This window comes from Pseudomonas sp. efr-133-TYG-23, from assembly GCF_030209215.1.
GTDB lineage: Bacteria > Pseudomonadota > Gammaproteobacteria > Pseudomonadales > Pseudomonadaceae > Aquipseudomonas > Aquipseudomonas rhodesiae.
In genome coordinates this window covers 84,047-109,117 of sequence record NZ_JARVSL010000012.1, presented here as the reverse complement: position 1 = coordinate 109,117, position 25,071 = coordinate 84,047, and the positions used below count along the sequence as shown (strand labels likewise).

Here is a 25,071-nt window from a genome sequence, read left to right as displayed (position 1 = left end):
AGGATTCAAAGGGCGTCAGTGTAACCAATTCAACTCACGCGGGTGCGGGACCAGTCGACCATTTCCTCGGCCATCAACGGCAATGCCGCCCATGGCCCTTGAACGAACGGACAGCCGTGCGCCCTGAGCCAGTGGGCCTGCTCTTGGGTTTCCACGCCCTCGGCCACCACCAGCACTTCAAAATGCGCACACAACTCAATAATGCTGCGGGCCATGGCCGCATCGCGCGCCGAGCCCGGCAGGCGCGCCACTAATTTCGGATCGAGCTTGAGGGTGTCGAACTCCAGATCGCGCAGATGGGCCAGGGAACACTGCCCGGAACCAAAGTCATCCAAGGCGATACGCACACCAATGCGACGCAACAACTTGAGTTGCTTGATGGCCTCCTCGCGGTTGCTCATCAGGCAATCCTCGCCGATCTCCACCTCCAACTGACGCCCGTTCAAACCGTAGCACTCCAGCATCTGCTGCAGCTGGTTGGCCAGGTTGGGCATATTGAACTGGCTGCTGCTCAGGCTCACGCTCAGCACCAGCTCTTCATCGAAAGTGCTGTGCCAGGCATGACGCTGGGCGGCGACCTGCTGGTAGATCCACGCGCTCAATTGGCTGATCAGCCGCGCCTCCTCCAGCAATGGCAGGAACAACCCCGGCGGCACGTCGCCCACACTGGGGTGTTGCCAGCGCAACAAGGCTTCCACGCCGCGCAAGCGCCCATCCTCCAACGACACTTGCGGCTGGTAGACCAGGGTGAACTCTTTATTTTCGATTGCCGTGCGCACGCTGTCTTCGAGCATCAAGCGTGAGCGGGCACGCCCGTTCATTTCCTGGTCGAAATAGCGATATTGCTGACGCCCTGCGCGTTTGGCTTCGTACATAGCGATATCGGCCGCGCGCAGCAGACCATTCAAATCCGCGCCGCAGTCCGGAAACGTGGCGATGCCGATACTCACGCCGAGCATCACATCCAAACCGTCGACTTGCTGACAGACAGACACCCGTTCGATCAGTTTTTCCGAAATTTTTGCCGCCTGCTCCGGAAACTCCAGCTCCACCAACGCGGTAAATTCATCACCGCCCATGCGTCCGATGATGTCGTAGGAACGCAGGCAACCTTGCAATTGTTCCGAGACCCAGCGCAGCACCCGGTCCCCAGCATCATGGCCCAGGGAATCGTTGACCCTCTTGAATCCATCGAGGTCCAGGTACAGCAGCACCAGCGACTGCTCCCCCCGCTCGCCACGCAACAGGCTGTTTTCTACGGCTTGATAGAACCCACGGCGATTGAGCAAACCAGTGAGTGGGTCGGTGACCGCTTGAAACTCCAGTTGCTGATGCAGGTGGCGCACCTCGGACATGTCCAGCACCGTCACCACCATCGCCTTCTGCTCGGACGGCAGCGGCGCGCAGGATAACGCCACAGGCACCTGCTGACCGCGACCGGTGCGCAGCAGGGCATCATGCAGGCGCCAGGTCTGGCCCGTTTGGTAACCGGCATACATCTGCGAATCCTGCCAACTGGGCACATGGGGCTTTTGCAGAAAACTCAGAAACGGCTGGCCCTGCAGCTCATTGTGCGTGGCGTTAAGCAAGCGCGAGATCGCCGGGTTGGCGTACTGAATCACGCCCTCCTCGCTGACCACCAGAATGCCTTCGGCAGCGTTGTCGAGCACCGAGGCATTGAAGGCGCGGGCCGACTCCAGGTCGTGGCTCAAGCGCTGCAAAGCCCGGCGGTTGCGCTGGTGCTCCAACAACGCCTGGACCTTGGGTTTGAGAATATGTGGGTCGAAAGGCTTGAACAGGTAATCGATGGCGCCGCTGGCATAGCCTTCCAGGACGGAAGCAGGCGATTGCGCATTGGCACTCAGAAAAATGATCGGGGTCATGCGCGTACGTTGACTGCCGCGCATCAGGCGGGCGACTTCAAAACCGTCCATGCCCGGCATCATCACGTCCAGCAATACCAAATCGACGTCATGCTGCAGCAGCAATTCCAGCGCTTCCACGCCGGACGCGGCGGTCACCACGTGCCAATCCTCGCGTTGCAGAAGGGCGCGCATGCTGATCAGGTTTTCGGGGTAGTCGTCGACCACCAGAAGAACCGAACTGCCATCGCCGTGGTGTGGAGCGCATTCCATGCTACGTCTCATCCTTAGATTGCCGCTCCGGTCACTTCTGAGATAAAACCCGGATAAACACTGAGGCTTCACTCTAGCTCTGGTTCTGAAAAATCAGAAGGGAAGTGGATGCCATCATTGCGCCAAAGTTCGGGCAGCCGACTAACGGTCAACCGCTACAGCCCCCGATTCATGGGAAACATGGCATTTTGACATTCCGTTGACGCCAATAAACTGCCATCGATTGTTTAACAATTGGACAGCCACCGCCTATAAAGAACGTTTAAGGCCCCGTGCCAGAGCTTTCACCCCCCGTAAAAGGCCAATGCCATGATCGACCTCTCTACTTGGAACCTGAGCATTCCGGTCGGCTCGCCCCCCGCGACCATCGAAACCCCGAAACTGCTCAGCGGCTTCAACGACCAATATTTCCAGGCCGAAGGCAGCAATGTGCAATTCTGGACACCCGTCACTGGTACCCGCACCGAAAACGCCATCTACCCCCGCAGCGAACTGCGCGAAACCTACGCCGATGGACGCCTGCGTAACTGGACCTACCCCGACGCCGACAACTTCCTACGCGCCACCCTCACCGTCAACCAGGTGCCTTCCACTGGCAAAATCGTGATTGGCCAAATCCACGCGTATGAGAGCCAGAAACCGCTGATCAAACTTGAGTATCAATTCAAGGAAAAAACCCAGACCGGCAACATCGTCGCCAAAGTGCGCATGCGTCCGGACGAAGAGGAGAGCCGCGTGATCACCGTGGCCTCCAACGTACCGCTGGAAAAGAGCTTCACCTACGTGATCAACCTCAACAAGGCCGGACTGCTGAGCGTCTACGCCGCCGATGGCGAATGGAACGAACGCATTGGCGCCGCCTGGGGCGCCAAGCCGCTGTACTTCAAGGCCGGCGCTTATGTGCAGGACAACAGCGGGGATAGCAAGGAAGGAGCGAAGGTGACGTTCGACAAGCTAGATATTGATCACGAGTAAAGGATTCTGTGGGAGCCGGCTTTGCTCGGCCCCCACATTTGCGAGGGGCTTTTCACCTGCTTATTGCACAGGCAATTTAATCGGAGCAGGTCCTTTTGAATTCATTACGTTAAAGGCGCATTTAGAAACACTGCTCTGGATACATTCGTTGTTCTCATTCCAATTAGAGCCCTGTGCCACGGGAGACGAAACGAATCTCTGGGCCATTCTCAAGTAGTCGTCACTTCCTGCTCCGACGTAATTACAAGCCACATAGTAATAAGCGTGGCTGGTCTCACTATCTGTACCTTGTTTGATGGCTGCACCTTGGAACTTAAATGCGGCTGTAATAGAACTGTCTTCCATGTTCTGCTCACCCTTCCAAACACCGCTCTGATCCGCAAACTGGCGACTGACAGCCTTGATGGTCGAGACCTCAGGGCAATTAAACTCCACTCCGTATACCTGCCCTATAAGCATAAAAGCACCGATTGCTGCACCCATTTTCAAGCACTTTGAAAGTGTCATGACCGCGTACTCCTTTACTGGATTGATAGCCCAATAATGAGAACAAACCGCAATCGATGACACTGTAAACTTTGACAGTCTTATAGATGAATTCGAAATAACCACAAACCCATAGATAACCTAATGATAGGTCAGCACACCGCCCCCATTAATGAGCCTGGTAGGGGCTCGGTTTCTCCGATCAAGCTCTCGAAATTAAGCCACAAAGAAGACTATGTGAATCACAACGACAATCAGATCTTTCGCACATATGCAACCAAATATTACATAACTGCGTATTGCTTAATATTTTCAAAAATCAGCGGTAGCGCGAAATGTAGGAAATATCAATCAGAATAACCCGACAAGCTCATACAAAAAAACAAACAAGAACTTAGCTAAAAATAATACAGCTGAAAAAAACACATTGACAATCAAAATAAACCTTCATACGGTTTGAGTGCATCGCCAATCTGCGAATGCAATAACACTGGGGAACTATATATGAAACGTGTAATTATAGAACCTACGTTCAACAATCAGTCAAACGATGCATACCAGCCCCTCACTTTTCTATTAAGACAGAGAAAATCTCGTTAGATTAAACAAAATCAAGAAACGCGAAGGGTTTCGCCCTATAGCTCCGATATGTTTAGAAGAATGTATGGCTGAATACTTCTATCCCCCTGACCCCTCACCCTTCATGCTGGAATTTCGCAAAGTTATCTCAGCTAGCATACCGGCGGTGACACACGTCGATAACTCAGCGCGTCCGCAATCAGTCAATAAATTACAGAATATTCGTATGCACCAATTACTCAGCACCTATCATGCCGTATCAGGAGTCGGCGTACTTTGTAACACCTCTTTAAATTTCAACGGATGCGGCTTTATAAATAGACTAAGCGACTTGTATCGATTCGCCAGTGAAAATGAACTGGATGGCTTCGTATTTGAAGATACGCTTTTTCTGCATTCAGACCGTCATAATGAAAACGTCAAGTAAGCTTATTTGCGTGCAAGCGCTATCCAGTTTCTCACTGTGGCTCGATATTTTTTTAATTTTCACGGTTCCCGTTTATCTATGGCATGCCTCTCCTTCTTCGATAGCGTTCCTGGCTTTTTGCCTGGGTGCGCCTATGTTGTTTCTAGGTCCGATTATAGGATCGCTGATAGATCGATATGATGTAAGGAAAACACTAGTATCCGGCGCTTCACTCCGCATACTGTCTACTTTAGGGCTAGCAGTGTCTCCAGACCTTAACAGCTTTTTGCTTTTCGTCATATTCAAAGGCATGTCAACCTTATTTTACCTTCCATCAATAACCATTCTTGTTCGGCAATTGATACATGCTGATGAGCACAAATCTTTTTTCAGCCACGTAAGTTTATTTGATCAATCGTCAAAAATTCTTGCACCTTTACTTGCAGGCGTGTTAGCGGCAGTATTATCACCTAAAGATTTATTCTTTTTCTCGGCTACCGCAGTTTTATTAACCTTTCCACTCCTGAGGTCTATTTGCCTGTCACTCCGAACGCAAATGAAGGCCAGCTCCATCAAAGCCTTACCACTTTATCTCGATATAATAAGAGGACTATCTATATTCAACGCCTTACCTTTTCAACTACGCATAGGCTTTTTGTACTCCCTGCTTACATCGTTGGCTTTAGGTATTTATGACCCACATTTGGCGTCTTTTCTGGCGTATGAAGGTTTACCTCCAGTCAATTTTTCAATAATCGTATCAGCGACGGCAGGAGGTGCGATATGTGCCGCATTGATGATGAAATTTAAATTGAGAAACTTCGATGAAACTCTTCTTCGGTCAGGCGCATTACTTATTTTCTCTACAGCATTAATCCTGACCGCAATTTTAGTATTTTTTCAAATACCTGGAAGAGCCTATTTTTATCCAATAGTTTGGTTTTTGAATGGCTTCGGCTATGAGACGCTCATAATATCTTCAAATATAATTCTTCAGCAATTATGTCCTACAGACAATATTGGAAGAATATCCCTATCATTTAGAAGCATTCAAATACTGTGCGTGATAACGGGCCCCTCTTTAGGAACAATGCTAATAATCGCGGGTGGTCGCCCAGCACCTTTTATTGTGGCAGCAGGCATGGCATTTCTAACTGCGTCGGCGTCCGTTATGGTCTATTTATACTTGCAAAAAAAACAAGCGCACACACCTGTCAGCTAGTGCAGAATCAAAAAGTTCATTCCGTGAATCTCCTGTCTTGCGAACCCACCTAGCCAAATCTCAACAAGAAAAAGCCCGCATCACTGCGGGCTTCTTTTTAAACGCCTGAGGCTTAGTTCACCTTAGCGTTCAACTCACCTTTCAAGTAACGCTGGTACATGGCTTCCAACGAGATCGGCTTGATCTTCGACGCATTGCCCGCAGTACCAAATGCTTCGTAACGAGCGATACACACATCACGCATCGCGGTGACGGTGGCGCCGAAGAATTTGCGTGGGTCGAATTCGCTCGGGTTGGTGGCCATCAGGCGACGCATTGCGCCGGTGGAGGCCAGGCGCAGGTCGGTGTCGATGTTGACTTTGCGCACGCCGTACTTGATGCCTTCGACGATTTCTTCAACCGGTACGCCGTAGGTTTCTTTGATGTCGCCGCCGTACTGGTTGATGATCGCCAGCCATTCCTGCGGTACCGAGGAAGAACCGTGCATCACCAGGTGGGTGTTAGGGATGCGCTTGTGGATTTCCTTGATACGGTCGATGGCCAGTACGTCGCCGGTCGGCGGCTTGGTGAACTTGTAGGCGCCGTGGCTGGTGCCGATGGCGATGGCCAGGGCGTCGACCTGGGTCTTTTTCACGAAGTCAGCCGCTTCTTCCGGGTCGGTCAGCATTTGGCTGTGATCCAGCACGCCTTCGGCGCCGATGCCGTCTTCTTCACCAGCCATGCCGGTTTCCAGGGAACCCAGGCAGCCCAACTCGCCTTCCACCGAAACACCGCAAGCGTGGGCCATGGCCACGGTTTGCTGGGTAACGCGGACGTTGTATTCGTAGTCGGTTGGGGTCTTGCCGTCTTCGCCGAGGGAGCCGTCCATCATGACCGAGCTGAAGCCCAGTTGGATGGAGCGCTGGCACACGTCAGGGCTGGTGCCGTGGTCCTGGTGCATGCACACCGGGATGTGCGGGAATTCTTCGATCGCGGCCAGGATCAGGTGACGCAGGAACGGTGCGCCAGCGTATTTGCGGGCACCGGCCGAAGCCTGGACGATCACTGGGGAGTCGGTCTTGTCAGCGGCTTCCATGATGGCGCGCATCTGCTCAAGGTTGTTGACGTTAAAGGCTGGGACGCCATAGCCGAACTCGGCTGCGTGGTCCAGCATTTGACGCATGCTGATAAGTGCCATTGTGTTGTCTCTCCCGGTCGAGGGTCGTTAATCGTGCAAGCCTGCCGTAGCGGCGGCTGCTATTCAAGTTATTGCAGGCCAGGCGTTATGGGCCTGGCATGCTGAATCGTTATTGCTGTGTCCGACCCACAACCTATGCCACTTTGGAGCCGGATTTAATGTGGGAGGGGGCTTGCCCCCGATGACAGTGGATCAGCCAGCACATGGGTGTGCTGAAAAACCGCTATCGGGGGCAAGCCCCCTCCCACATTGGATCTCACCAAATTTGAAATCTTATTGGGCCTTGCAGCCACGCCCGATCAAATCGTCGGTGGCGACCCAGTAAACCAGGCCTTCCTCACCTTTGGTGTGAAACGCCAGTTGGTCGTTGCTGTACAGCACGCCCGAGGCGGCAACCTCCTGTTTAAGGCGGTAGACCTGGTCGGAACCGCCGAGGCGCACATCCACCTCGCTGCGGGCCGCATTGGCAAAGCGCCAGTTGACCTCGGCCTTGCTGTCGCAAGTCCAAGTGGTCCACTTATCGGCAGGGCCTGCCTTATTGAACATGTTGATGCTGCTGCAACCGGCCAACAGAGCCAGTGCCGCCAGGGCGAAAACGCCTTTCATTGCCAATCCTCGAACGGCGACCCAAAGGCCGCCACTGCTGTCGGTTAGTTGATCAGACCCGTCAAGGGCAACCCTGTTCCTGACCGTTGGGCGCGGAGTCGTATTTCTCCAGCCGTTCATTGCCGATGCGCTTGTTGATCACCGGCATGGTTTCAGCCTGCCAGTCAGCCTGGTAGCAGCTCTGTTTCTGCTGCGCCGCAGGCTGTTCGGGCGTCGACGCCGCAGTGGGCGCGCTGCCGCAGCCGGCCAGCAGGCCCGCCGCGAACACCAGTGCCAATGACTTGATCATAGGAATGCTCCTTTTCCGGATCACGAGCCTTAACCCTTGGCTCGGGTTTCCAGCACTTCAACGGCCGGCAGCACTTTGCCTTCGACGAATTCGAGGAATGCGCCACCACCGGTAGAAATGTAGGAGATTTGGTCAGCCACGCCATATTTATCGATGGCCGCCAGGGTGTCGCCGCCACCGGCAATGGAGAATGCCGAGCTGTCGGCGATGGCCTTGGCCAGCACCTTGGTGCCGTTGCCGAACTGGTCGAACTCGAACACGCCGACCGGACCGTTCCACAGAATGGTCTTGGAGGCCTTCAACAACTCAGCGAAGTTAGCCGCGGTTTGCGGGCCGATATCCAGAATCATGTCATCGGCGGCTACGTCAGCGATCAGCTTGACGGTAGCTTCGGCGCTTTCGGCGAATTCCTTGGCCACGACCACATCCACCGGCAACGGCACGCTGACTTTGGCGGCGATGGCGCGGGCGGTGTCGAGCAGATCCGGCTCGTACAGGGACTTGCCCACCGGGTGGCCAGCTGCGGCCAGGAAAGTGTTGGCGATGCCGCCGCCGACGATCAACTGATTGCAGATCTGGCTGAGGCTGTTAAGTACGTCCAACTTGGTGGACACCTTGGAGCCCGCCACGATGGCGGCCATCGGCTGTGCCGGCGCGCCCAGGGCCTTGCCCAGGGCTTCCAGCTCAGCGGCCAACAGAGGGCCGGCAGCCGCAACCTTGGCGAACTTGGCCACGCCGTGGGTCGAACCTTCGGCGCGGTGAGCGGTGCCGAAGGCGTCCATGACGAACACATCGCACAGCGCAGCATATTGCTGGGCCAGTTCGTCGCTGTTCTTTTTCTCGCCTTTGTTGAAGCGCACGTTTTCGAACAGCACGATATCGCCGGCCTTCACGTCAACGCCGCCCAGGTAGTCAGCCACCAGCGGCACTTCACGGCCCAGGGCCTTGCTCAGGTAATCGGCTACCGGCTTGAGGCTGTTTTCAGCGGAGAACTCACCTTCGGTCGGACGACCCAGATGGGAGCAGACCATCACGGCCGCGCCTTTTTCCAGGGCCAGCTTGATGGTCGGCAGCGAGGCCAGGATTCGCGCATCGCTGGTGACAACACCGTCCTTGACTGGGACGTTGAGGTCTTCGCGAATCAGTACGCGCTTACCTTGCAGATCGAGGTCGGTCATCTTCAACACGGTCATGGGTCGCAGTTCCTGAATTACTGTTGAGGTTGTTTAGAGGCGATGTGCAGATAATGTTCCGCAACATCCAGCATTCGATTGGCAAAACCCCATTCGTTATCGAACCAGGCCAAGATGTTCACCAGCCTCGGGCCGGAAACGCGGGTCTGGCTGGCATCGACAATCGCCGAATGCGGGTCATGGTTGAAATCGCAACTGGCGTGGGGCAACTCGGTGTAGGCCAGCAAACCTTTGAGCGGACCGCCGGTGGCGGCCTCGCGCAGGATCCGGTTGACCTCCACGGCATCGGTGTCGCTGACGGTTTGCATGGTGATATCCAGGCAAGACACGTTCACCGTCGGCACACGTACGGCTTTGGCCTGGATTCGCCCGGCAAGTTCCGGCAGCAAGCGTTCGATGCCGCGCGCCAGGCCGGTAGACACCGGAATCACTGACTGGAACGCCGACCGCGTGCGGCGCAGGTCTTCGTGGTGGTAAGCGTCGATCACCGGCTGGTCGTTCATGGCCGAGTGGATCGTGGTAATCGACACATAATCCAGGCCGATCGCCTGATCCAGCAGGCGCAACAACGGCACGCTGCAGTTGGTGGTACAGGACGCATTGGACACCAACCGCTCATCGCCAGTCAGGCAATCCTGGTTGATGCCATAGACGATGGTGGCGTCGACATCCGCCTCGCTGGCCATCGGCTGGGAAAACAGCACACGCGGCGCGCCGGCGTCGAGAAACCGCTGGCCATCGGCGCGGGTGTTATAGGCACCGGAACATTCCAACACCAGGTCGACGTCCAGCGCCGCCCAGTCGATGCCCTCGGGGGTGGCACTGCGCAGGACTTTCACGCAGTTGCCATTGATATGCAGACAATCGCCGTCGACCCGCACTTCGCCGGGGAATCGGCCATGGGTGGAGTCAAAGCGTGTCAGGTATTCGATGCTGGCCATGTCGGCCAAATCGTTGATGGCAACAATCTCGAACCCGGCTGCCGCCCCTCGCTCGAACAGAGCACGCAAGACGCAACGACCAATGCGGCCGTAGCCGTTGAGTGCAACTTTGTAGGGACGCGTTTGGGGCATGGGGCTCTCGATCAATAGTTCGCTCAGTGTTGAATGTTCCGACGCCATCGCGGGCAAGCCCGCTCCCACCTTCAGATCGCGATCCAATGTAGGAGCGGGCTTGCCCGCGATAGCGCCAGTACAGACAACGCAGACTGACTTAGTCTTCCAGCAGCTCTTCAGCCTGACCCAGGATGTTTTCCAGGGTGAAGCCAAACTCTTCGAACAAGGCTGGCGCCGGCGCCGACTCACCGTAGGTGGTCATGCCGATCACGCGGCCTTCCAGGCCCACGTACTTGTACCAGTAGTCGGCGTGTGCCGCCTCGATGGCGATACGCGCGCTGACCTGCAACGGCAGCACCGATTGCTTGTAGCCGGCGTCCTGGGCTTCGAACACGCTGGTGCACGGCATGGATACAACGCGCACGTTGCGGCCCTGCTCGGTCAGCTTGTCGTACGCCTGAACCGCCAGGCCCACTTCGGAACCGGTGGAGATCAGGATCAGCTCCGGCTCGCCCACGCAGTCCTTGAGCACGTAACCGCCACGGCTGATGTCGGCGATCTGCGCGTCGGTGCGCGCCTGGTGCTGCAGGTTCTGACGGGAGAAGATCAGCGCCGTAGGGCCGTCCTTACGCTCGATGGCGTGTTTCCAGGCCACGGCGGATTCCACCGCGTCGGCTGGGCGCCAGCAATCCAGGTTCGGCGTGGTACGCAGGCTGGTCAGTTGTTCGACCGGCTGGTGCGTCGGGCCGTCTTCGCCCAGACCGATGGAGTCGTGGGTGTACACATGGATAACGCGCTTCTTCATCAGCGCGGCCATGCGCACGGCGTTGCGGGCGTATTCCATGAACATCAGGAAGGTTGCGCCGTAAGGCACCAGACCACCGTGCAAGGACACGCCGTTCATGATGGCGCTCATGCCGAACTCGCGCACGCCGTAGTACATGTAGTTGCCGCTGGCGTCTTCGGCCGTGACACCTTTGCAGCCTTTCCACAGGGTCAGGTTGGACCCGGCCAGGTCGGCCGAACCACCGAGGAACTCCGGCAGCAGCGGGCCAAAGGCGTTCAGGGTGTTCTGGCTGGCTTTACGGCTGGCGATGGTCTCGCCCTTGGCCGCAACTTCGGCGATGTAGGCAGATGCCTTTTCCGAGAAGTCAGCAGGTAGATCACCGGCCAGGCGGCGGACCAGCTCGTTGGCCAGTTCCGGGAATTCGGCGGAGTAGGCAGCGAAACGCTGGTCCCACTCGGCTTCGGTGGCCAGGCCTTTTTCCTTGGCATCCCATTCGGCGTAGATGTCAGCCGGGATTTCGAACGGGCCGTGGTTCCACTTCAGCGCTTCGCGGGTCAGGGCGATTTCCGCGTCACCCAGTGGAGCGCCGTGGCAGTCTTCCTTGCCTTGCTTGTTCGGCGAGCCGAAACCGATGGTGGTCTTGCAGCAGATCAGGGTTGGCTGCGCGCTCTTGCGGGCGGTGTCGATCGCGGTTTTGATCTCTTCCGGGTCGTGACCGTCGACGTTGCGGATCACCTGCCAGTTGTAGGCTTCGAAACGCTTCGGGGTGTCATCGGTGAACCAGCCTTCGACTTCGCCGTCGATGGAGATGCCGTTGTCATCGTAGAAGGCGATCAGCTTGCCCAGGCCCAGGGTGCCGGCCAGGGACGCGACTTCGTGGGAAATGCCTTCCATCATGCAACCATCACCCAGGAACACATAGGTGTGGTGATCGACGATGTCGTGGCCAGGGCGGTTGAACTGCGCGCCCAGCACTTTTTCAGCCAGGGCGAAACCCACGGCGTTGGCCAGGCCTTGGCCCAGCGGCCCGGTGGTGGTCTCGACGCCTGGGGTGTAGCCGAATTCCGGGTGGCCCGGCGTGCGGCTGTGCAGCTGGCGGAAGCTCTTGAGGTCGTCGATGGTGACGTCGTAGCCGGTCAGGTGCAGCAGCGAATAGATCAGCATCGAGCCATGGCCGTTGGACAGCACGAAACGGTCACGGTCGGCGAACGATGGGTTGTTCGGGTTGTGTTTCAGGTAGTCACGCCAAAGCACTTCGGCGATATCCGCCATGCCCATCGGGGCACCGGGATGGCCGCTGTTGGCTTTTTGCACGGCATCCATGCTGAGGGCACGAATGGCGTTGGCACGCTCACGACGGCTGGGCATCGCTGTTCTCCTGCGGATATAGAAAGAAACGGAAAAAAGGACCGGCATTTTCCCTCAGCCACCGCCTGCGGGCAATGACAGATAGTCACTTGAGGCGGTTTTTCCTGTGGTTTGCGCGGTAATCGTCTGCGCAAACCTTTCATGTGTTCGTCTAAAGGTTATAGCGACTGCTTATAACCGCCACTTATCGATCAATATCAAAACTTTTTGATATTGACCTTGCGAGCGCTCTGCCCCACCACTAGACTGCTGGCCTTATGAACCTATCTGTGCCCTCCCTGCGTCCCGACGATGGTGAAGAGCTGGCCGCTTTGTGCAAAGCCGCCGGCGACCCCTTGCGCCTGAACGTTTTACGGGCCCTGACCAACGATTCTTTCGGGGTGCTGGAACTGGCGCAGATTTTCGCCATCGGCCAATCGGGCATGAGCCATCACTTAAAGGTGCTGTCCCAGGCCGAATTGGTCGCCACCCGCCGCGAAGGCAATGCGATTTTTTACCGCCGCGCCCTGCCCCACACCGACCTGCTCGGCGGCAAGCTGCACGCCGCCCTGCTGGAGGAAGTGGACAACCTGAGCCTGCCGAACGATGTCCAGGCACGTATCGGCCAGGTCCACGGGCAACGTGCCGCGGCCAGTCAGGACTTTTTCGCACGGGTCGCCGAGAAGTTTCGCGCCCAGCAGGATTTGATTGCCGGTTTACCGCAGTACCGTGACAGCGTGCTGGCGTTGTTGGACAAGCTGAGCTTCAGTGAAGAGGCCACGGCACTGGAAGTCGGCCCCGGCGACGGCGGTTTTCTGCCGGAGCTGGCACGCCGCTTTCAGCAAGTCACGGCGCTGGACAACAGCCCGGCAATGCTGGAGCTGGCGCGCCAGCTCTGCGAGCGAGAAGCCTTGGGCAACGTCAACCTGCAGTTGGCCGACGCCTTGAAAGACAGCAGCCTGCGGGCCGACTGCGTGGTGCTGAACATGGTCTTGCACCATTTCGCCGCCCCCGCCGACGCCCTCAAGCAAATGGCCGGGTTACTGCACCCCGGCGGCAGCCTGCTGGTGACGGATTTATGCAGCCACAACCAGAGTTGGGCCAGGGAGGCCTGCGGTGATCTCTGGTTGGGTTTTGAACAGGACGATCTGGCCCGTTGGGCCACCGCTGCGGGACTCGTTCCCGGGGAAAGCCTCTATGTAGGTTTACGTAATGGTTTCCAGATCCAGGTCCGCCACTTTCAGCGACCGGCTGGCGACACTCACCATCGGTAAATATCAGGAAAACATCGAGATGAGCGAATACTCCCTTTTCACCTCCGAGTCCGTGTCTGAAGGGCATCCGGACAAAATCGCCGACCAGATTTCTGATGCGGTGCTGGACGCCATCATCGCTGAAGACAAGTTCGCCCGCGTGGCGTGCGAGACCCTGGTGAAAACCGGTGTAGCGATCATCGCCGGCGAAGTGACCACCTCCGCCTGGGTCGACCTGGAGCAACTGGTCCGCGACGTGATCACCGACATCGGCTACAACAGCTCCGACGTCGGCTTTGACGGCGCCACCTGCGGCGTGATGAACATCATTGGCAAGCAGTCGCCCGACATCAACCAGGGTGTCGACCGCGCCAAACCGGAAGACCAGGGCGCAGGCGACCAGGGCCTGATGTTCGGCTACGCCAGCAACGAAACCGACGTGCTGATGCCGGCCCCGATCACCTTCTCCCACCAGTTGGTCAAGCGCCAGGCCGAAGCCCGTAAATCCGGCCTGCTGCCGTGGCTGCGTCCGGACGCCAAGTCCCAGGTAACCTGCCGTTACGAAGGCGGTAAAGTCGTCGGCATCGACGCGGTGGTGCTGTCGACTCAGCACAACCCGGATGTGTCCTACGCCGACCTGCGCGAAGGCGTGATGGAACTGATCGTCAAGCATGTACTGCCGGCCGAACTGCTGAGCAAGGACACCCAGTTCCACATCAACCCGACTGGCCAGTTCATCATCGGCGGCCCAGTGGGCGACTGCGGCCTGACCGGTCGCAAGATCATCGTCGACAGCTACGGCGGCATGGCCCGCCACGGCGGTGGTGCGTTCTCCGGCAAAGACCCGTCCAAAGTGGACCGTTCGGCCGCCTACGCCGGTCGTTACGTGGCCAAGAATATCGTGGCCGCCGGCCTGGCCGAACGTTGCGAAATTCAGGTTTCTTACGCTATCGGCGTGGCTCAGCCTACGTCGATCTCGCTGAATACCTTCGGCACCGGCAAGATCAGCGATGACAAGATCGTCAAACTGGTGCGTGAAGTCTTCGACCTGCGCCCCTACGCGATCACCACCATGCTTGACCTGCTGCACCCGATGTACCAGGAGACCGCAGCCTACGGCCACTTCGGTCGTACGCCTGAGCAGAAGACTGTCGGCGATGACACCTTCACCACCTTCACCTGGGAAAAAACCGACCGCGCCAACGACCTGCGTACCGCCGCCGGCCTGTAACAGTCGCGCTACTCAAACAGCCCTGCCCGGTCCGCCCGGCAGGGCTTTTTATTGCCCGATGAATCGGGCGGGCGTTCACATTTTTTGGCTCCCAACCTTGCAGGCAAAATAATGGCTCTCTAGAATCCGCGCCCTCTCGGGCCCCCACCCTATTTGGATATTGCCTTGCGCCAGTCCGGGATCACCCGGCGCGGCAATCGAACATTGAGGTTTTTCATGCGCATCTCCACGCTCGCCCCCGCCGCCCTTCTGCTCAGCTTGTTCGCCCTGCCGGCCCACACCGCCGATCTGAGCGCACTGAGCAGCGTCCTGGGCGCACATACAGGTGGCGGCAATGCCGGCGACTGCCAGAAGCAAGCCAACGACCTGCAGGCCAAGATCGATGCGGCCAACGCCCAGAACGACGTGTTGAAAGTGCGTGCGTTTGAAGCCGCGCTGGAACAGGTCAACAAAGGTTGCAACAAATTGGCTGAGTCCCAGGCCAAGGCCGACGCCAAGCAGCAAAACCAGGCGGCCAAAGCGGATAAGAACGATGCAGTGAAAGCCCTGGGCGGTCTGTTCAAGTAAACAGAAACACCCGGTAAAAAGCCCCGCACTGTCGGGGCTTTTTTGTGGGCAAACCGATCATTTAGGCTAGGCGCCCCTTCCGAGCAAGGATGCTCATGATGCGTTTTTTGATTGCTCTTTTACTCAGCGCGTTAACCTTTGGGGCCTTGGCCGAGGGCTGCCCCGACGAAGCCCGTCATCAGGTCGATGCCCTGGCCGAACAGGTACGCGTGTGGGACGACCGTTACCACCGCCTCGGCCAATCCCCCGTCAGCGACGAGCTCTACGATCAAGCCCGCCAACGTCTGGCTCATTGGCGCCAATGCTTCCCTTCCCCCACTGCTCCACCCGACCGGCCGCTGGCCAGTTCACGCGGCACCTTGCGCCACCCGGTCGCTCACACCGGCCTGGAAAAACTCTTGGACGAACAAGCAGTCGGGGCCTGGCTGGCGACGCGGCAGGACGTGTGGGTTCAACCCAAGGTAGATGGCGTCGCGGTGACCCTGGTTTATCGCAAGGGTCGGCTGGCGCAGGTGATCAGCCGTGGCGATGGAGTGCTTGGCCAGGACTGGTCGGCGTCTGCGCGCAAGATTCCCGGAATTGTCCAGCAGTTGCCAGACCCCATCGACCTGGTGTTGCAAGGTGAACTCTATTGGCGCCTGGATGCCCATGTGCAATCGCTACAGGGCGGGCTGAATGCTCGCAGCAAGGTGGCCGGGCTGATGAACCGCCGCCAGTTGAGCGACGCCGACGCCGCAGGTATTGGCCTGTTCGTCTGGGCCTGGCCCGATACCCCTTCTGGGTTCAGCGAGCGTCTGGCGACCCTGGCGCGCTGGGGCTTCACGGACAGCCAGCGCTACAGTCACCCCGTCCAGAGCCTCGACGAAGCCGCGCACTGGCGCACCTATTGGTATAACCATGCGCTGCCCTTTGCCAGTGATGGGGTCGTGTTGCATCAGGCATCGCGCGCGCCCGCCGAACGCTGGCAAGTCAGCACGCCTTACTGGGCCGTAGCCTGGAAATATCCGGCCACCAAGGCGCTGGCCCTGGTGCGCCAGGTGCGATTCAAGATCGGTCGCACCGGGCGGATCACTCCCCTCCTGGAGTTGGAACCGGTGCGGCTGGACGACCGGCAGATCAAACGGGTCAGCGCTGGCTCCCTGAAGCGCTGGCAAACCTTGGATATTCGCCCCGGCGACCAAGTGTCCATCACCCTTGCGGGCCAGATCATTCCGCGGTTGGACCAAGTCATCCTGCGCAACCCCAACCGAGTCGCCTTGGCCGTCCCCAATCCACAGGACTTTCACGCTTTGAGTTGCTGGCAACTGGACCCAGGCTGCGAAGAGCAATTGCTCGCGCGCCTGACCTGGCTCAGCGGCAACCAGGGCCTGGCGCTACCTCATATGGGCCGCGAGACCTGGAACGTATTGATCCAGGCCGGTCTAATCGCAGGCTTTCTCGATTGGTTAACCCTGGATGCGGCGCAGCTTGCTAACATTGATGGCTTTGGTGAGCAAAGCCGCACGCGGGTGCTCGACAGCCTCCACCGCGCTCGACAACGGCCCTTTGCGCAATGGCTCAAAGCCTTGGGCGTCCCGCCTGTGGCACGCAACAACCTCAAGGGTGACTGGCACACGCTGGTCGCCCGCGACACCCAAGCCTGGATGGCCGAAGATGGCATCGGGCCGGGTCGAGCGGCGCAATTGAGCGCTTTTTTTCACGACCCGCAGGTGCGGGTCTTGGCGGAAACACTACATGCGGCCGGGATAGACGGGTTCTGAACCCGCCAGACACCGCTTTAACAGTCGGCAGAATTCATCCTGCCATTTGCGATCCAGGAGTTCCCTATGAAATGTTTAGCCCCATTTGCCTTATCGATTGTCGCAAGCCTGATGACCACGCCGTTGCTGGCGGCCGATGATGCAGAACCCCTCACCGGCTGCGCCGCCAAGCGCCAAGCCATCAGCACCCAGATCGAGCAAGCCAAGGCCCACGGCAACAGCGAACAGCAAGCCGGCCTGGAAAAAGCCCTGAGCGAAGTCACCGCCCATTGCAACGACGCCACCCTGAAAAAAGAGCGGGAGAACAAGGTGCTCGACGCCAAGCATGAAGTCAGCCGTCGTCAGGCCGACCTCGACAAGGCCATGAAAAAGGGCGACCCAGACAAGATCAACAAGCGCAAAGACAAGCTGGCCGAGTCACGCAAAGAGTTGCAGAACGCAGTGGAAGAACTCGACCAGTAATACCGATCAATGGTCCCGGAACTGTTTATGGCAGGCACTGCAGGCATCTTCGACTTTCTGCACCGCAGGCCCGAGGTTGTTGGCCTTGTAAGGCTGAACCTGGCTGGCGATCACCAATTCACCGGTGGCCGCTTCCAGGTCGCGCGCCAGTTGCTGGAACTGCGCCTGCTTTTGCCACACGTCGTCCTTGGCGCTGGTGTGATCTTCTTCACGTACGCTCGGAAAGTGCCGCCACGGTTCGTGGGCCAACGTATCGAGTTTGGCCGCGCCTTCGGCGAACTTCGCGCCATCGAACGGGATACGCCCACGCAACATGCCGCCCAAGTCTTCGCTGGTCTTGAGCATCTGTTTGAAGATCGCCTTGCGCTGACCCAGAGGCGAATTCGGATCCACTCCGCCACAGGCGGACAAAGTCAGGCAGGCCAGCAATACAACGGTCAGTCTTTTAAAAGTCATGATGGCTTCAAGGTCACGGGAAACGGCGGCCAGTATCCTCGCCCCGTCCGCAAAGACCAATAGCCCTATTAATAATAAGGGTTGCCCAGCGCCGCTTCGGCGTGGGTGATCGCTTCAGGAATTGCTTGGATGACTATCACATTGAAACCCTGGAGCCGCCGTCTGGCGTGGGCTCTACCCCTCATCGCGCTGCTGGCCGGCTGCGACGCTGGCAAGGACACAGGCAAAGAAGTCGGCAAAGATGAAACCGTCAAACCTCACGCCGTCGCCACCTACGTGAATACTCCGTGGGAAGCCTTGCCGGTGGTGTCCGACAACGACTTAATGGCCGGTTTCGAAGCCTGGCGTAGCGCCTGCCAACGCCTCAAGGCCGACCCGGTCTGGGGCGCGACCTGCGCCGCAGCGGCTACGGTCCCGGCCGATGCGCCGGCAGTGCGCGGTTTTCTCAAGGAGCGCCTGGACGTTTTCGGCCTGCGCTCGGCGGACAACACGCCCAACGGCTTGATCACCGGCTATTACGAGCCGGTCTACCCCGGCAGCCTGACCAAGACCGCCACTGCTCACGTGCCGGTCTACGGGGTGCCGGATGATCTGATCATCGTCAATCTGGAGAGCATTTACCCCGAACTCAAAGGCAAGCGCCTGCGTGGTCGCCTGGAAGGCCGCGTGCTCAAACCGTATGACGATGCCAGTGTGATCAACGGCCAGGGCTCCAGCGCCAAGCCGATCGCCTGGCTCACCGACCCGATGGACCTGCAATTCCTGCAGATCCAGGGTTCGGGGCGCATCCAACTCAAAGGCGGGCGCCAATTGCGCGTGGGTTACGGCGACCAGAACGGCTACCCCTACCGCCCTATCGGCCGCTGGCTGGTGGAACAGGGTGAACTGAAGAAAGAAGAGGTCAGCATGGGTGCCATCAGCGCCTGGGCCAAGGCTCACCCGCAACGCATTCCGGAACTGTTGGCAAGCAACCCCAGCTATGTGTTCTTCAGCGCCCGCCCCGACAGCAACGAAGGCCCACGGGGCTCGCTGAATGTGCCGCTGACCGCCGGCTACAGCGTGGCGGTGGATCGTAAGGTGATTCCGTTGGGCAGCCTGTTGTGGCTGTCGACCACCAAGCCAGACGGTTCGCCGATTGCCCGCCCGGTCGCCGCCCAGGACACCGGTGGCGCCATCACTGGCGAAGTGCGTGCGGACCTGTTTTGGGGCACCGGCGATGCTGCGGGTGAGTTAGCGGGGAATATGAAACAGCAGGGCCAGATCTGGATGCTATGGCCCAAGGGCGCAACGTTGCCGCAAGTGCCGGACGCGCCCACCGGCACCTGACCAACGCTGAAAGCCCAATGAGGGAGGGAACACACCTCTCCCACATTGGGCAGCGGCGCCGCGCCTCAGATCGAGACGAAGAAGAAACTCGCGATCAACGCCATCCCCACCGCCCACACCAGCGAACGCAGGATCGCCCAGTCCGCCAGGTAGCAAATGATGTACAGCAGACGGCTGGTGATAAACAGCACCGCCAGCACGTTAATGGTCACCAATTCGGCCGTACCCGCCAGATGGGCGATAATCACCGCCGCCGCGAATGCCGGGGTGACCTCAAAACCGTTGAGCTGCGCGCTGTGGGCACGCTTGGCCACACCGTCCAGGCCCTCCAGAAAAGCCCGCGGGTCATGGTTGTGGCGCAACCCGAACTTGCCCCCACTGAACTTGGCCACCCCCGTGCACAAGTACGGCAAAAAAATGGCGATCAACACACACCAGAAAGCGACTGTCATGACTTATTCCTTTTGTCGTTTTATGCAGCGATTAGAGTTCTAGCACTACATACGCAAAACCGCACGTATCCGCTATGAGCCATGGCACACCGAAAGGTTCTATCGCACGATTGCCCGAGGTTCACTGATTTTTGTCGATACGCTGCGGATGTCGCGGGTCCGCAGCTTTTTTGTTTGGCAGGCTGCTCTCGCTGCGAATCTGCGCATGGCTGATCAATGCGAAGATAAAGCTGCCACCGATGATATTGCCGGCCAGGGTTGGGCCGGCAAACACTAGCCAGAAGTCATGCCACGACAGTTCGCCGGCAAACACTAGGTACGAAACCTCTGCCGAGCCCACGACGATGTGCGTGAAATCCCCCAGGGCCATCAGGTAGGTGATCACAATGATGATCCACATCTTGGCGCTTTCCATCGACGGGATCATCCACACCATGGTGGCAATCATCCAGCCCGAGACGATGCCCTTGGCGAACATCTGGCCGGCGTCGTTTTCCATGACCTTGCGGCCGATCTCCAGGAAGGCCTGATCGGTCTTGGTGTCGAAAATCGGCAAGTGCAGCATCACGTAGGCCACCAGCAAGGTGCCGCACAGGTTACCCACCAGCACCACCGACCACAGCCGCAACAAGCGCCCGGCATTGGCCAAAGTCGGCTTGCTCATCACCGGCAGCACGGCGGTCAGGGTGTTTTCCGTAAACAGTTGCTGGCGCGCCAGGATCACTGCGAGGAAACCTGCGCAGTAGCCGAAGCTGGCGATGACCTTGAACGCCTCACCGTCGGGCAGGCGCGAATTGAGCAATCCCATGGCCATCAACGACAACCCCATGGTCAGGCCGGCGGCCAGCGCCGACCACCATAGGGCGGCGACGCTGCGCTCCAGTTCCTGATCGCCTTGGGTGCGGATGATTTCGTGCAGCACCGCCGCGCGGGGTGGTTGGTTCTCGTCGACATCCTGCTGCTCTTCCTGCGACAGGTTCGGAGTTTTACCGTCTTCGTGTGTGGCCATGATTTACCAGAGTCCAAGGGATGCCTGTAGCTACGACACGCCGTGACAGTGGCTGTTCAGTGGCCAGGCAACTAAACCGGTATACGCCAGGCTTTGGCCATCTCTATCGTCGTGGCGCTGCTCGGCTCACGCCAAGGTTTGTTGCGCGCCCTGTAATTGCGAATGATGCCGTCGAGCACTTGGTTGAACTCGGCTGGCGTGGTTGCCTTGGCCAATTCGCGGGCCGCTTGCTGCAACAGGTTGACATTGCTATCTGGCTGGCCCAGGCGGTATTGCGAGGGATAAATGACTTCTCGGATGAAGCGCTCGGCCTTCACCGCGATATCGCGCTTGCCCATTTCAATAACTGCCGCTCTCATGACCTTGGATAGAGGTGTGTCATCCAGTCCGCCCTTGGCACACACTTGCAAAAGTTGCTGAAAATTGCGCTGCCCCGACACGTTAAGGTGCCGTGACAACCATTCAACATGCTCCGGACGACAGGCAAGTGCATCCAGGTTGCGCACAGCGCTAGCCAATTTCGGTGTGAGCGTCAGGGTATTGCTCGATTGATTAGCCTCGCAAATCGCACTGTCCAGTTGGTGCAGCGCCTGCTGCGCCTCCTTGCGAAAACGCACGACATCCATGGCCGCGGGCTCGTTCTTGAGCGAGTCTTGCACACTGGCCAGCATTTCATCATCCATCGCCAGAACCGCCTGTTCCAACGTGGCGAAGTGGTGATGCTCACGGATCGTAGCGCGCTTTTCGAGGTGGGCCGCCACTGTTTGGTACGCTTGGTCCTGCAGGTGGTCTTTCTGTGCAGGCGTCATGGTGAAATTGACAGTACCGTGCATGCCACGAAAGTCACCTTCGACGGTATTCATGGGTAATGTCACCGTCTGATCGGCAAGCGCAATGAGCCGGTCATTTTGATAGGCGTCAGCAGCCGTGTGTGAGGTTCCGGTGAAGGTATCGACCAGATGACTGAAAAGTCCGCCGGCCCTCGTTGGCTCCGCCGGTTGTTCGGATTCGAATTGAACAATCAGCGACCTGTCTTTGCTCAGAGGGCTTTCTGGAAACGAACGCTCAATCACACCCGGTGCCGGGACGTTGACCAGCAGTCCGCCGTCCTGAAAAGCGCTGACGTCAGTGGCTGCCTGGAACGCATGCCCCTGCTCAAGCGGGCTCTTGAACAGCACAGGCAATGCCCCTGAGATATGTGCGGCGCGAGCGATATCCATGTCCGGGGTCAAATCGGCGTTGAACACCACCAATTGAGGGCGGCCGTCGAACATGCCGGTGCCGGTGATATTGAGTTGCTTGATAGCAGGGATATGGCGACTCAAGGTGGCGAGGTCGGCGAACGTAGGGTCGCTTCCAGCGCTCAGCCGGTCGGCAATCTTCATCAGTTCGGCAGGCCGGGTAGACCTGGGCGTGTCGGCAACATGGGTGAGAATCGATTGGCGTGCCTGGTCGCGCAACATCGCTTGCAATGCAGGCGCCTCAGTCTGCAGACGCGGTATCAGAGTCAAGAGCAATTGGGAAATGCCGCCGCCCGGCAAGTGACGAGTAACATTGCCCAGTGCAGAACTGGCGTTTTGCAACCAAGCCGTTACAGGGTCCTGACTGTTGAGCAGGCTGGGCAAGTCGATACGGTCCAGTAGTAAGTCGAACGCATCGCCCCCCAATCCACTGGCAATCAGCACGCCGGAAATCGCCCCGGCTGAAGAGCCGGAAACCACCCTGATATCTTGCAGCTTCCCAGTGTCTTCAAGCGCCCGCATCATGCCCGAGAAGGCAACGCCTTTGGCGCCGCCGCCGCTGAGTACAAGATGCTCAGGTGCAGCGGGCGATAAAAACACATCCACCCGCCCGCTGGCATCGCGATAGATATCCAGCTTGCGCGGACCTGCCCCCTCGACTAACGGCACATCAGCATGCCGAACCAAGTTTGCGGGCCATGTTGCTTGATGCTGGACGGCCGAGCTGGACACTTTCATATACGGACTCCTTTCACTTCAGTTGTAACCCTGAGTGAGCAGAGTCCGCAGAAAGGTCCATACGGAATAATTCAGTAACCTAACTGATGGCTGCCAAGGCGTTACTGGGGAAGCGTGTCGTCCTTGAACTGATCCTTCACGTACTTGATCTCGGTCCGCCCATGGGGCGCCGGCAACCCGTCTTCGCCCAGGTTGACGAATACCATTTTTTCCACGGTGAGGATGCTTTTGCGGGTGATCTTGTTGCGCACTTCACAGGTCAGGGTAATCGAGGTGCGACCGAATTCAGTGGCGGTGATACCCAACTCAATGATGTCGCCCTGGCGCGAGGCGCTGACAAAGTTGATTTCGGAGATGTACTTGGTGACGACCCGCTGGTTACCCAACTGGACAATCGCATAGATCGCGGCTTCTTCGTCGATCCAGCGCAGCAGGCTGCCACCGAACAGTGTGCCATTGGGGTTGAGGTCTTCAGGCTTTACCCATTTGCGGGTGTGGAAGTTCATGGGGGCGGACTCCGAGGTGTTTGAGAGACGCCAGCTTCAAGTTTTAAGCGACAAGCTGCAAGTTAAAAGCCGATTCGCTCTTACTTGCCGCTTGTAGCTTGTCGCTTGCCACCAGCCAACCAAAGAAAGCTATAATCGCCCCCGATTCCGAACGGCTACTGCCGTTTTCCCGCCACCTGTCCGAGGGGCGCTGCAGCAGGTTCAACCTGTCAGGCTCGGATGGGGCGTTGTCCGGCCTGGTTGCCCTGGCCTGATACTAAACGCACAACGGCGCCCATTCGCACACTACGAATGGAGGCTCTTCATGAGCGCTGTCAACACGCCTGCAGATTTCACCGACTACAAAGTCGCCGATATGTCCCTCGCTGCCTGGGGCCGTCGCGAAACCTTTATCGCCGAATCCGAAATGCCTGCCCTGATGGGCCTGCGTCGCAAGTACGCCGCCGAGCAACCGCTCAAAGGCGCGAAGATTCTCGGCTGCATCCACATGACCATTCAGACCGCCGTGCTGATCGAAACCCTGGTTGCCCTGGGTGCCGAAGTGCGTTGGTCGTCCTGCAACATCTTCTCGACTCAAGACCAGGCCGCCGCCGCTATCGCTGCTGCCGGTATTCCGGTGTTCGCCTGGAAAGGCGAGACCGAAGAGGAATACGAGTGGTGCCTGGAGCAAACCATCCTCAAGGATGGCGCACCTTGGGATGCCAACATGATCCTTGACGACGGCGGCGACCTGACCGAGCTGCTGCACAAGAAATACCCGCAGATCCTCGATCGCGTCCATGGCGTGACCGAAGAAACCACCACCGGCGTACACCGCCTGCTGGACATGCTGGCCAAGGGCGAGCTGAAAATCCCGGCCATCAACGTCAACGACTCGGTAACCAAGAGCAAGAACGACAACAAGTACGGCTGCCGTCACAGCCTCAACGACGCCATCAAGCGCGGCACCGACCACCTGCTGTCGGGCAAGCAAGCCCTGGTGATCGGTTACGGTGACGTGGGCAAGGGTTCGTCCCAGTCCCTGCGTCAGGAAGGCATGATCGTTAAAGTGTCCGAAGTCGACCCGATCTGCGCCATGCAGGCCTGCATGGACGGTTTCGAAGTGGTTTCGCCATTCATCGACGGCGTCAACGACGGCAGCGAAGCCAGCATCGACAAAGCCCTGCTGGGCAAGATCGACCTGATCGTCACCACCACCGGTAACGTGAATGTCTGCGATGCCAACATGCTCAAGGCCCTGAAAAAGCGCGCCGTGGTGTGCAACATCGGTCACTTCGACAACGAGATCGACACCGCTTTCATGCGCAAGAACTGGGCGTGGGAAGAAGTAAAACCTCAAGTGCACAAGGTTCACCGTACCGGCGCTGGGGATTTCGATCCACAGAATGACGATTACCTGATCCTGCTGGCCGAAGGCCGCCTGGTTAACCTGGGCAACGCCACCGGCCACCCAAGCCGCATCATGGACGGCTCCTTCGCCAACCAGGTGCTGGCACAGATCTTCCTGTTTGAACAAAAGTACGCCGATCTGTCGCCTGCCCAGAAAGCCGAGCGCCTGACCGTGGAAGTACTGCCTAAGAAACTCGACGAAGAAGTGGCCCTGGAAATGGTTCGCGGCTTCGGCGGCGTGGTGACCAAGCTGACCAAGACCCAAGCCGATTACATCGGCGTGACTGTCGAAGGTCCGTTCAAGCCGCACGCGTATAGGTACTGACAGCAGCGGCAAGCTTTCAGCTACAAGCGGCAAGTAAAAGCGTTTGTGTGAAGGCTTGCTACTTCCTTGCTCTTTAAGCAGTTGTGGGTTGAGAGCTTC

At 58.1% G+C, this 25,071-nt stretch carries 22 protein-coding genes, 1 pseudogene and 1 riboswitch; of the genes and pseudogenes, 10 read left to right on the top strand and 13 right to left on the bottom strand.

Annotated elements, in window-relative coordinates:
- Positions 1 to 29: 29 nt before the first annotated feature.
- Positions 30 to 2,135 (bottom strand): putative bifunctional diguanylate cyclase/phosphodiesterase, encoded by a 2,106-nt coding sequence (locus QRN41_RS07565; protein WP_167417818.1) that lies wholly within the window; start codon positions 2,133 to 2,135, stop codon positions 30 to 32.
- Between the two features lie 309 nt (positions 2,136 to 2,444).
- On the opposite strand from QRN41_RS07565, the gene QRN41_RS07560 reads away from it, so the two are divergent.
- Entirely contained in the window at positions 2,445 to 3,110 is a 666-nt protein-coding gene (locus tag QRN41_RS07560; RefSeq protein ID WP_034101214.1) for a polysaccharide lyase family 7 protein, read from the top strand.
- Positions 3,111 to 3,170: 60 nt separating this feature from the next.
- Here the strand turns inward: QRN41_RS07560 and QRN41_RS07555 are convergent, their stop codons facing one another.
- Entirely contained in the window at positions 3,171 to 3,617 is a 447-nt protein-coding gene (locus QRN41_RS07555; RefSeq protein ID WP_167417819.1) for a DUF3757 domain-containing protein, read from the bottom strand.
- 586 nt (positions 3,618 to 4,203) lie between these two features.
- Here QRN41_RS07555 and QRN41_RS07550 point away from each other — a divergent pair.
- A pseudogene (locus QRN41_RS07550) lies at positions 4,204 to 4,602 on the top strand (carbamoyltransferase C-terminal domain-containing protein); the annotation flags it as partial.
- Complete coding sequence (locus tag QRN41_RS07545) at positions 4,529 to 5,803, top strand: MFS transporter (RefSeq protein ID WP_350310305.1); 1,275 nt, start codon at positions 4,529 to 4,531, stop codon at positions 5,801 to 5,803. The pseudogene QRN41_RS07550 and the gene QRN41_RS07545, both read left to right, overlap by 74 nt.
- 112 nt (positions 5,804 to 5,915) lie before the next feature.
- Here the strand turns inward: QRN41_RS07545 and fba are convergent, their stop codons facing one another.
- The 6 genes from fba to tkt form a co-directional block, all read right to left on the bottom strand.
- Positions 5,916 to 6,980: a class II fructose-bisphosphate aldolase gene (gene fba / locus QRN41_RS07540; RefSeq protein ID WP_003177554.1), complete on the bottom strand. Its 1,065-nt coding sequence runs from the start codon at positions 6,978 to 6,980 to the stop codon at positions 5,916 to 5,918.
- A gap of 273 nt (positions 6,981 to 7,253) precedes the next feature.
- A complete protein-coding gene (locus QRN41_RS07535) occupies positions 7,254 to 7,586 on the bottom strand; it encodes an MliC family protein (protein ID WP_285421416.1) in 333 nt (110 codons plus the stop codon).
- A gap of 61 nt (positions 7,587 to 7,647) precedes the next feature.
- Positions 7,648 to 7,875, bottom strand: coding sequence for a lipoprotein (locus QRN41_RS07530; protein ID WP_034101218.1), 228 nt, complete (start codon positions 7,873 to 7,875; stop codon positions 7,648 to 7,650).
- Between the two features lie 29 nt (positions 7,876 to 7,904).
- Positions 7,905 to 9,068 (bottom strand): phosphoglycerate kinase, encoded by a 1,164-nt coding sequence (locus tag QRN41_RS07525; protein WP_034101219.1) that lies wholly within the window; start codon positions 9,066 to 9,068, stop codon positions 7,905 to 7,907.
- A 17-nt stretch (positions 9,069 to 9,085) separates the two neighbouring features.
- Positions 9,086 to 10,141, bottom strand: a complete 1,056-nt coding sequence (epd, locus tag QRN41_RS07520; protein ID WP_040267040.1) for an erythrose-4-phosphate dehydrogenase — start codon at positions 10,139 to 10,141, stop codon at positions 9,086 to 9,088.
- A gap of 139 nt (positions 10,142 to 10,280) precedes the next feature.
- Positions 10,281 to 12,278, bottom strand: a complete 1,998-nt coding sequence (gene tkt, locus QRN41_RS07515; protein WP_123479291.1) for a transketolase — start codon at positions 12,276 to 12,278, stop codon at positions 10,281 to 10,283.
- Between the two features lie 257 nt (positions 12,279 to 12,535).
- Here tkt and QRN41_RS07510 point away from each other — a divergent pair, with 257 nt between their 5' ends.
- From QRN41_RS07510 to QRN41_RS07490, 5 genes are all read left to right on the top strand, one after another.
- Entirely contained in the window at positions 12,536 to 13,531 is a 996-nt protein-coding gene (locus tag QRN41_RS07510) for an ArsR/SmtB family transcription factor (protein ID WP_034139640.1), read from the top strand.
- 19 nt (positions 13,532 to 13,550) lie between these two features.
- Entirely contained in the window at positions 13,551 to 14,741 is a 1,191-nt protein-coding gene (gene metK / locus QRN41_RS07505; RefSeq protein WP_034115338.1) for a methionine adenosyltransferase, read from the top strand.
- 216 nt (positions 14,742 to 14,957) lie between these two features.
- Positions 14,958 to 15,308: a DUF1090 family protein gene (locus QRN41_RS07500; RefSeq protein ID WP_034101224.1), complete on the top strand. Its 351-nt coding sequence runs from the start codon at positions 14,958 to 14,960 to the stop codon at positions 15,306 to 15,308.
- A gap of 95 nt (positions 15,309 to 15,403) precedes the next feature.
- Complete coding sequence (gene ligB, locus QRN41_RS07495) at positions 15,404 to 17,068, top strand: NAD-dependent DNA ligase LigB (RefSeq protein WP_167417821.1); 1,665 nt, start codon at positions 15,404 to 15,406, stop codon at positions 17,066 to 17,068.
- Between the two features lie 66 nt (positions 17,069 to 17,134).
- Positions 17,135 to 17,530: a DUF1090 domain-containing protein gene (locus QRN41_RS07490; RefSeq protein WP_034115340.1), complete on the top strand. Its 396-nt coding sequence runs from the start codon at positions 17,135 to 17,137 to the stop codon at positions 17,528 to 17,530.
- 6 nt (positions 17,531 to 17,536) lie between these two features.
- On the opposite strand, the gene QRN41_RS07485 is transcribed toward QRN41_RS07490, so the two are convergent.
- Entirely contained in the window at positions 17,537 to 17,986 is a 450-nt protein-coding gene (locus QRN41_RS07485) for a c-type cytochrome (protein WP_167417822.1), read from the bottom strand.
- A 129-nt stretch (positions 17,987 to 18,115) separates the two neighbouring features.
- Between QRN41_RS07485 and mltA the strand changes: the two genes are divergently transcribed.
- On the top strand, positions 18,116 to 19,312 hold the full coding sequence (gene mltA / locus QRN41_RS07480; protein ID WP_034115341.1) for a murein transglycosylase A: 1,197 nt from the start codon (positions 18,116 to 18,118) through the stop codon (positions 19,310 to 19,312).
- Between the two features lie 65 nt (positions 19,313 to 19,377).
- On the opposite strand, the gene QRN41_RS07475 is transcribed toward mltA, so the two are convergent.
- From QRN41_RS07475 to QRN41_RS07460, 4 genes are all read right to left on the bottom strand, one after another.
- On the bottom strand, positions 19,378 to 19,764 hold the full coding sequence (locus QRN41_RS07475; RefSeq protein WP_034101230.1) for an MAPEG family protein: 387 nt from the start codon (positions 19,762 to 19,764) through the stop codon (positions 19,378 to 19,380).
- A 121-nt stretch (positions 19,765 to 19,885) separates the two neighbouring features.
- Positions 19,886 to 20,773: a formate/nitrite transporter family protein gene (locus tag QRN41_RS07470; protein WP_167417823.1), complete on the bottom strand. Its 888-nt coding sequence runs from the start codon at positions 20,771 to 20,773 to the stop codon at positions 19,886 to 19,888.
- 71 nt (positions 20,774 to 20,844) lie between these two features.
- Positions 20,845 to 22,752 carry a patatin-like phospholipase family protein gene (locus QRN41_RS07465; protein WP_167417824.1) on the bottom strand — a complete coding sequence of 636 codons (1,908 nt, stop codon included), beginning with the start codon at positions 22,750 to 22,752 and terminating at the stop codon, positions 20,845 to 20,847.
- A 101-nt stretch (positions 22,753 to 22,853) separates the two neighbouring features.
- A complete protein-coding gene (locus QRN41_RS07460; protein WP_034139645.1) occupies positions 22,854 to 23,258 on the bottom strand; it encodes an acyl-CoA thioesterase in 405 nt (134 codons plus the stop codon).
- Positions 23,259 to 23,434: 176 nt separating this feature from the next.
- A riboswitch (S-adenosyl-L-homocysteine riboswitch) is annotated at positions 23,435 to 23,541 on the top strand.
- 21 nt (positions 23,542 to 23,562) lie between these two features.
- Here QRN41_RS07460 and ahcY point away from each other — a divergent pair.
- Positions 23,563 to 24,972 (top strand): adenosylhomocysteinase, encoded by a 1,410-nt coding sequence (gene ahcY, locus QRN41_RS07455; RefSeq protein WP_034139646.1) that lies wholly within the window; start codon positions 23,563 to 23,565, stop codon positions 24,970 to 24,972.
- Positions 24,973 to 25,071: the final 99 nt, after the last annotated feature.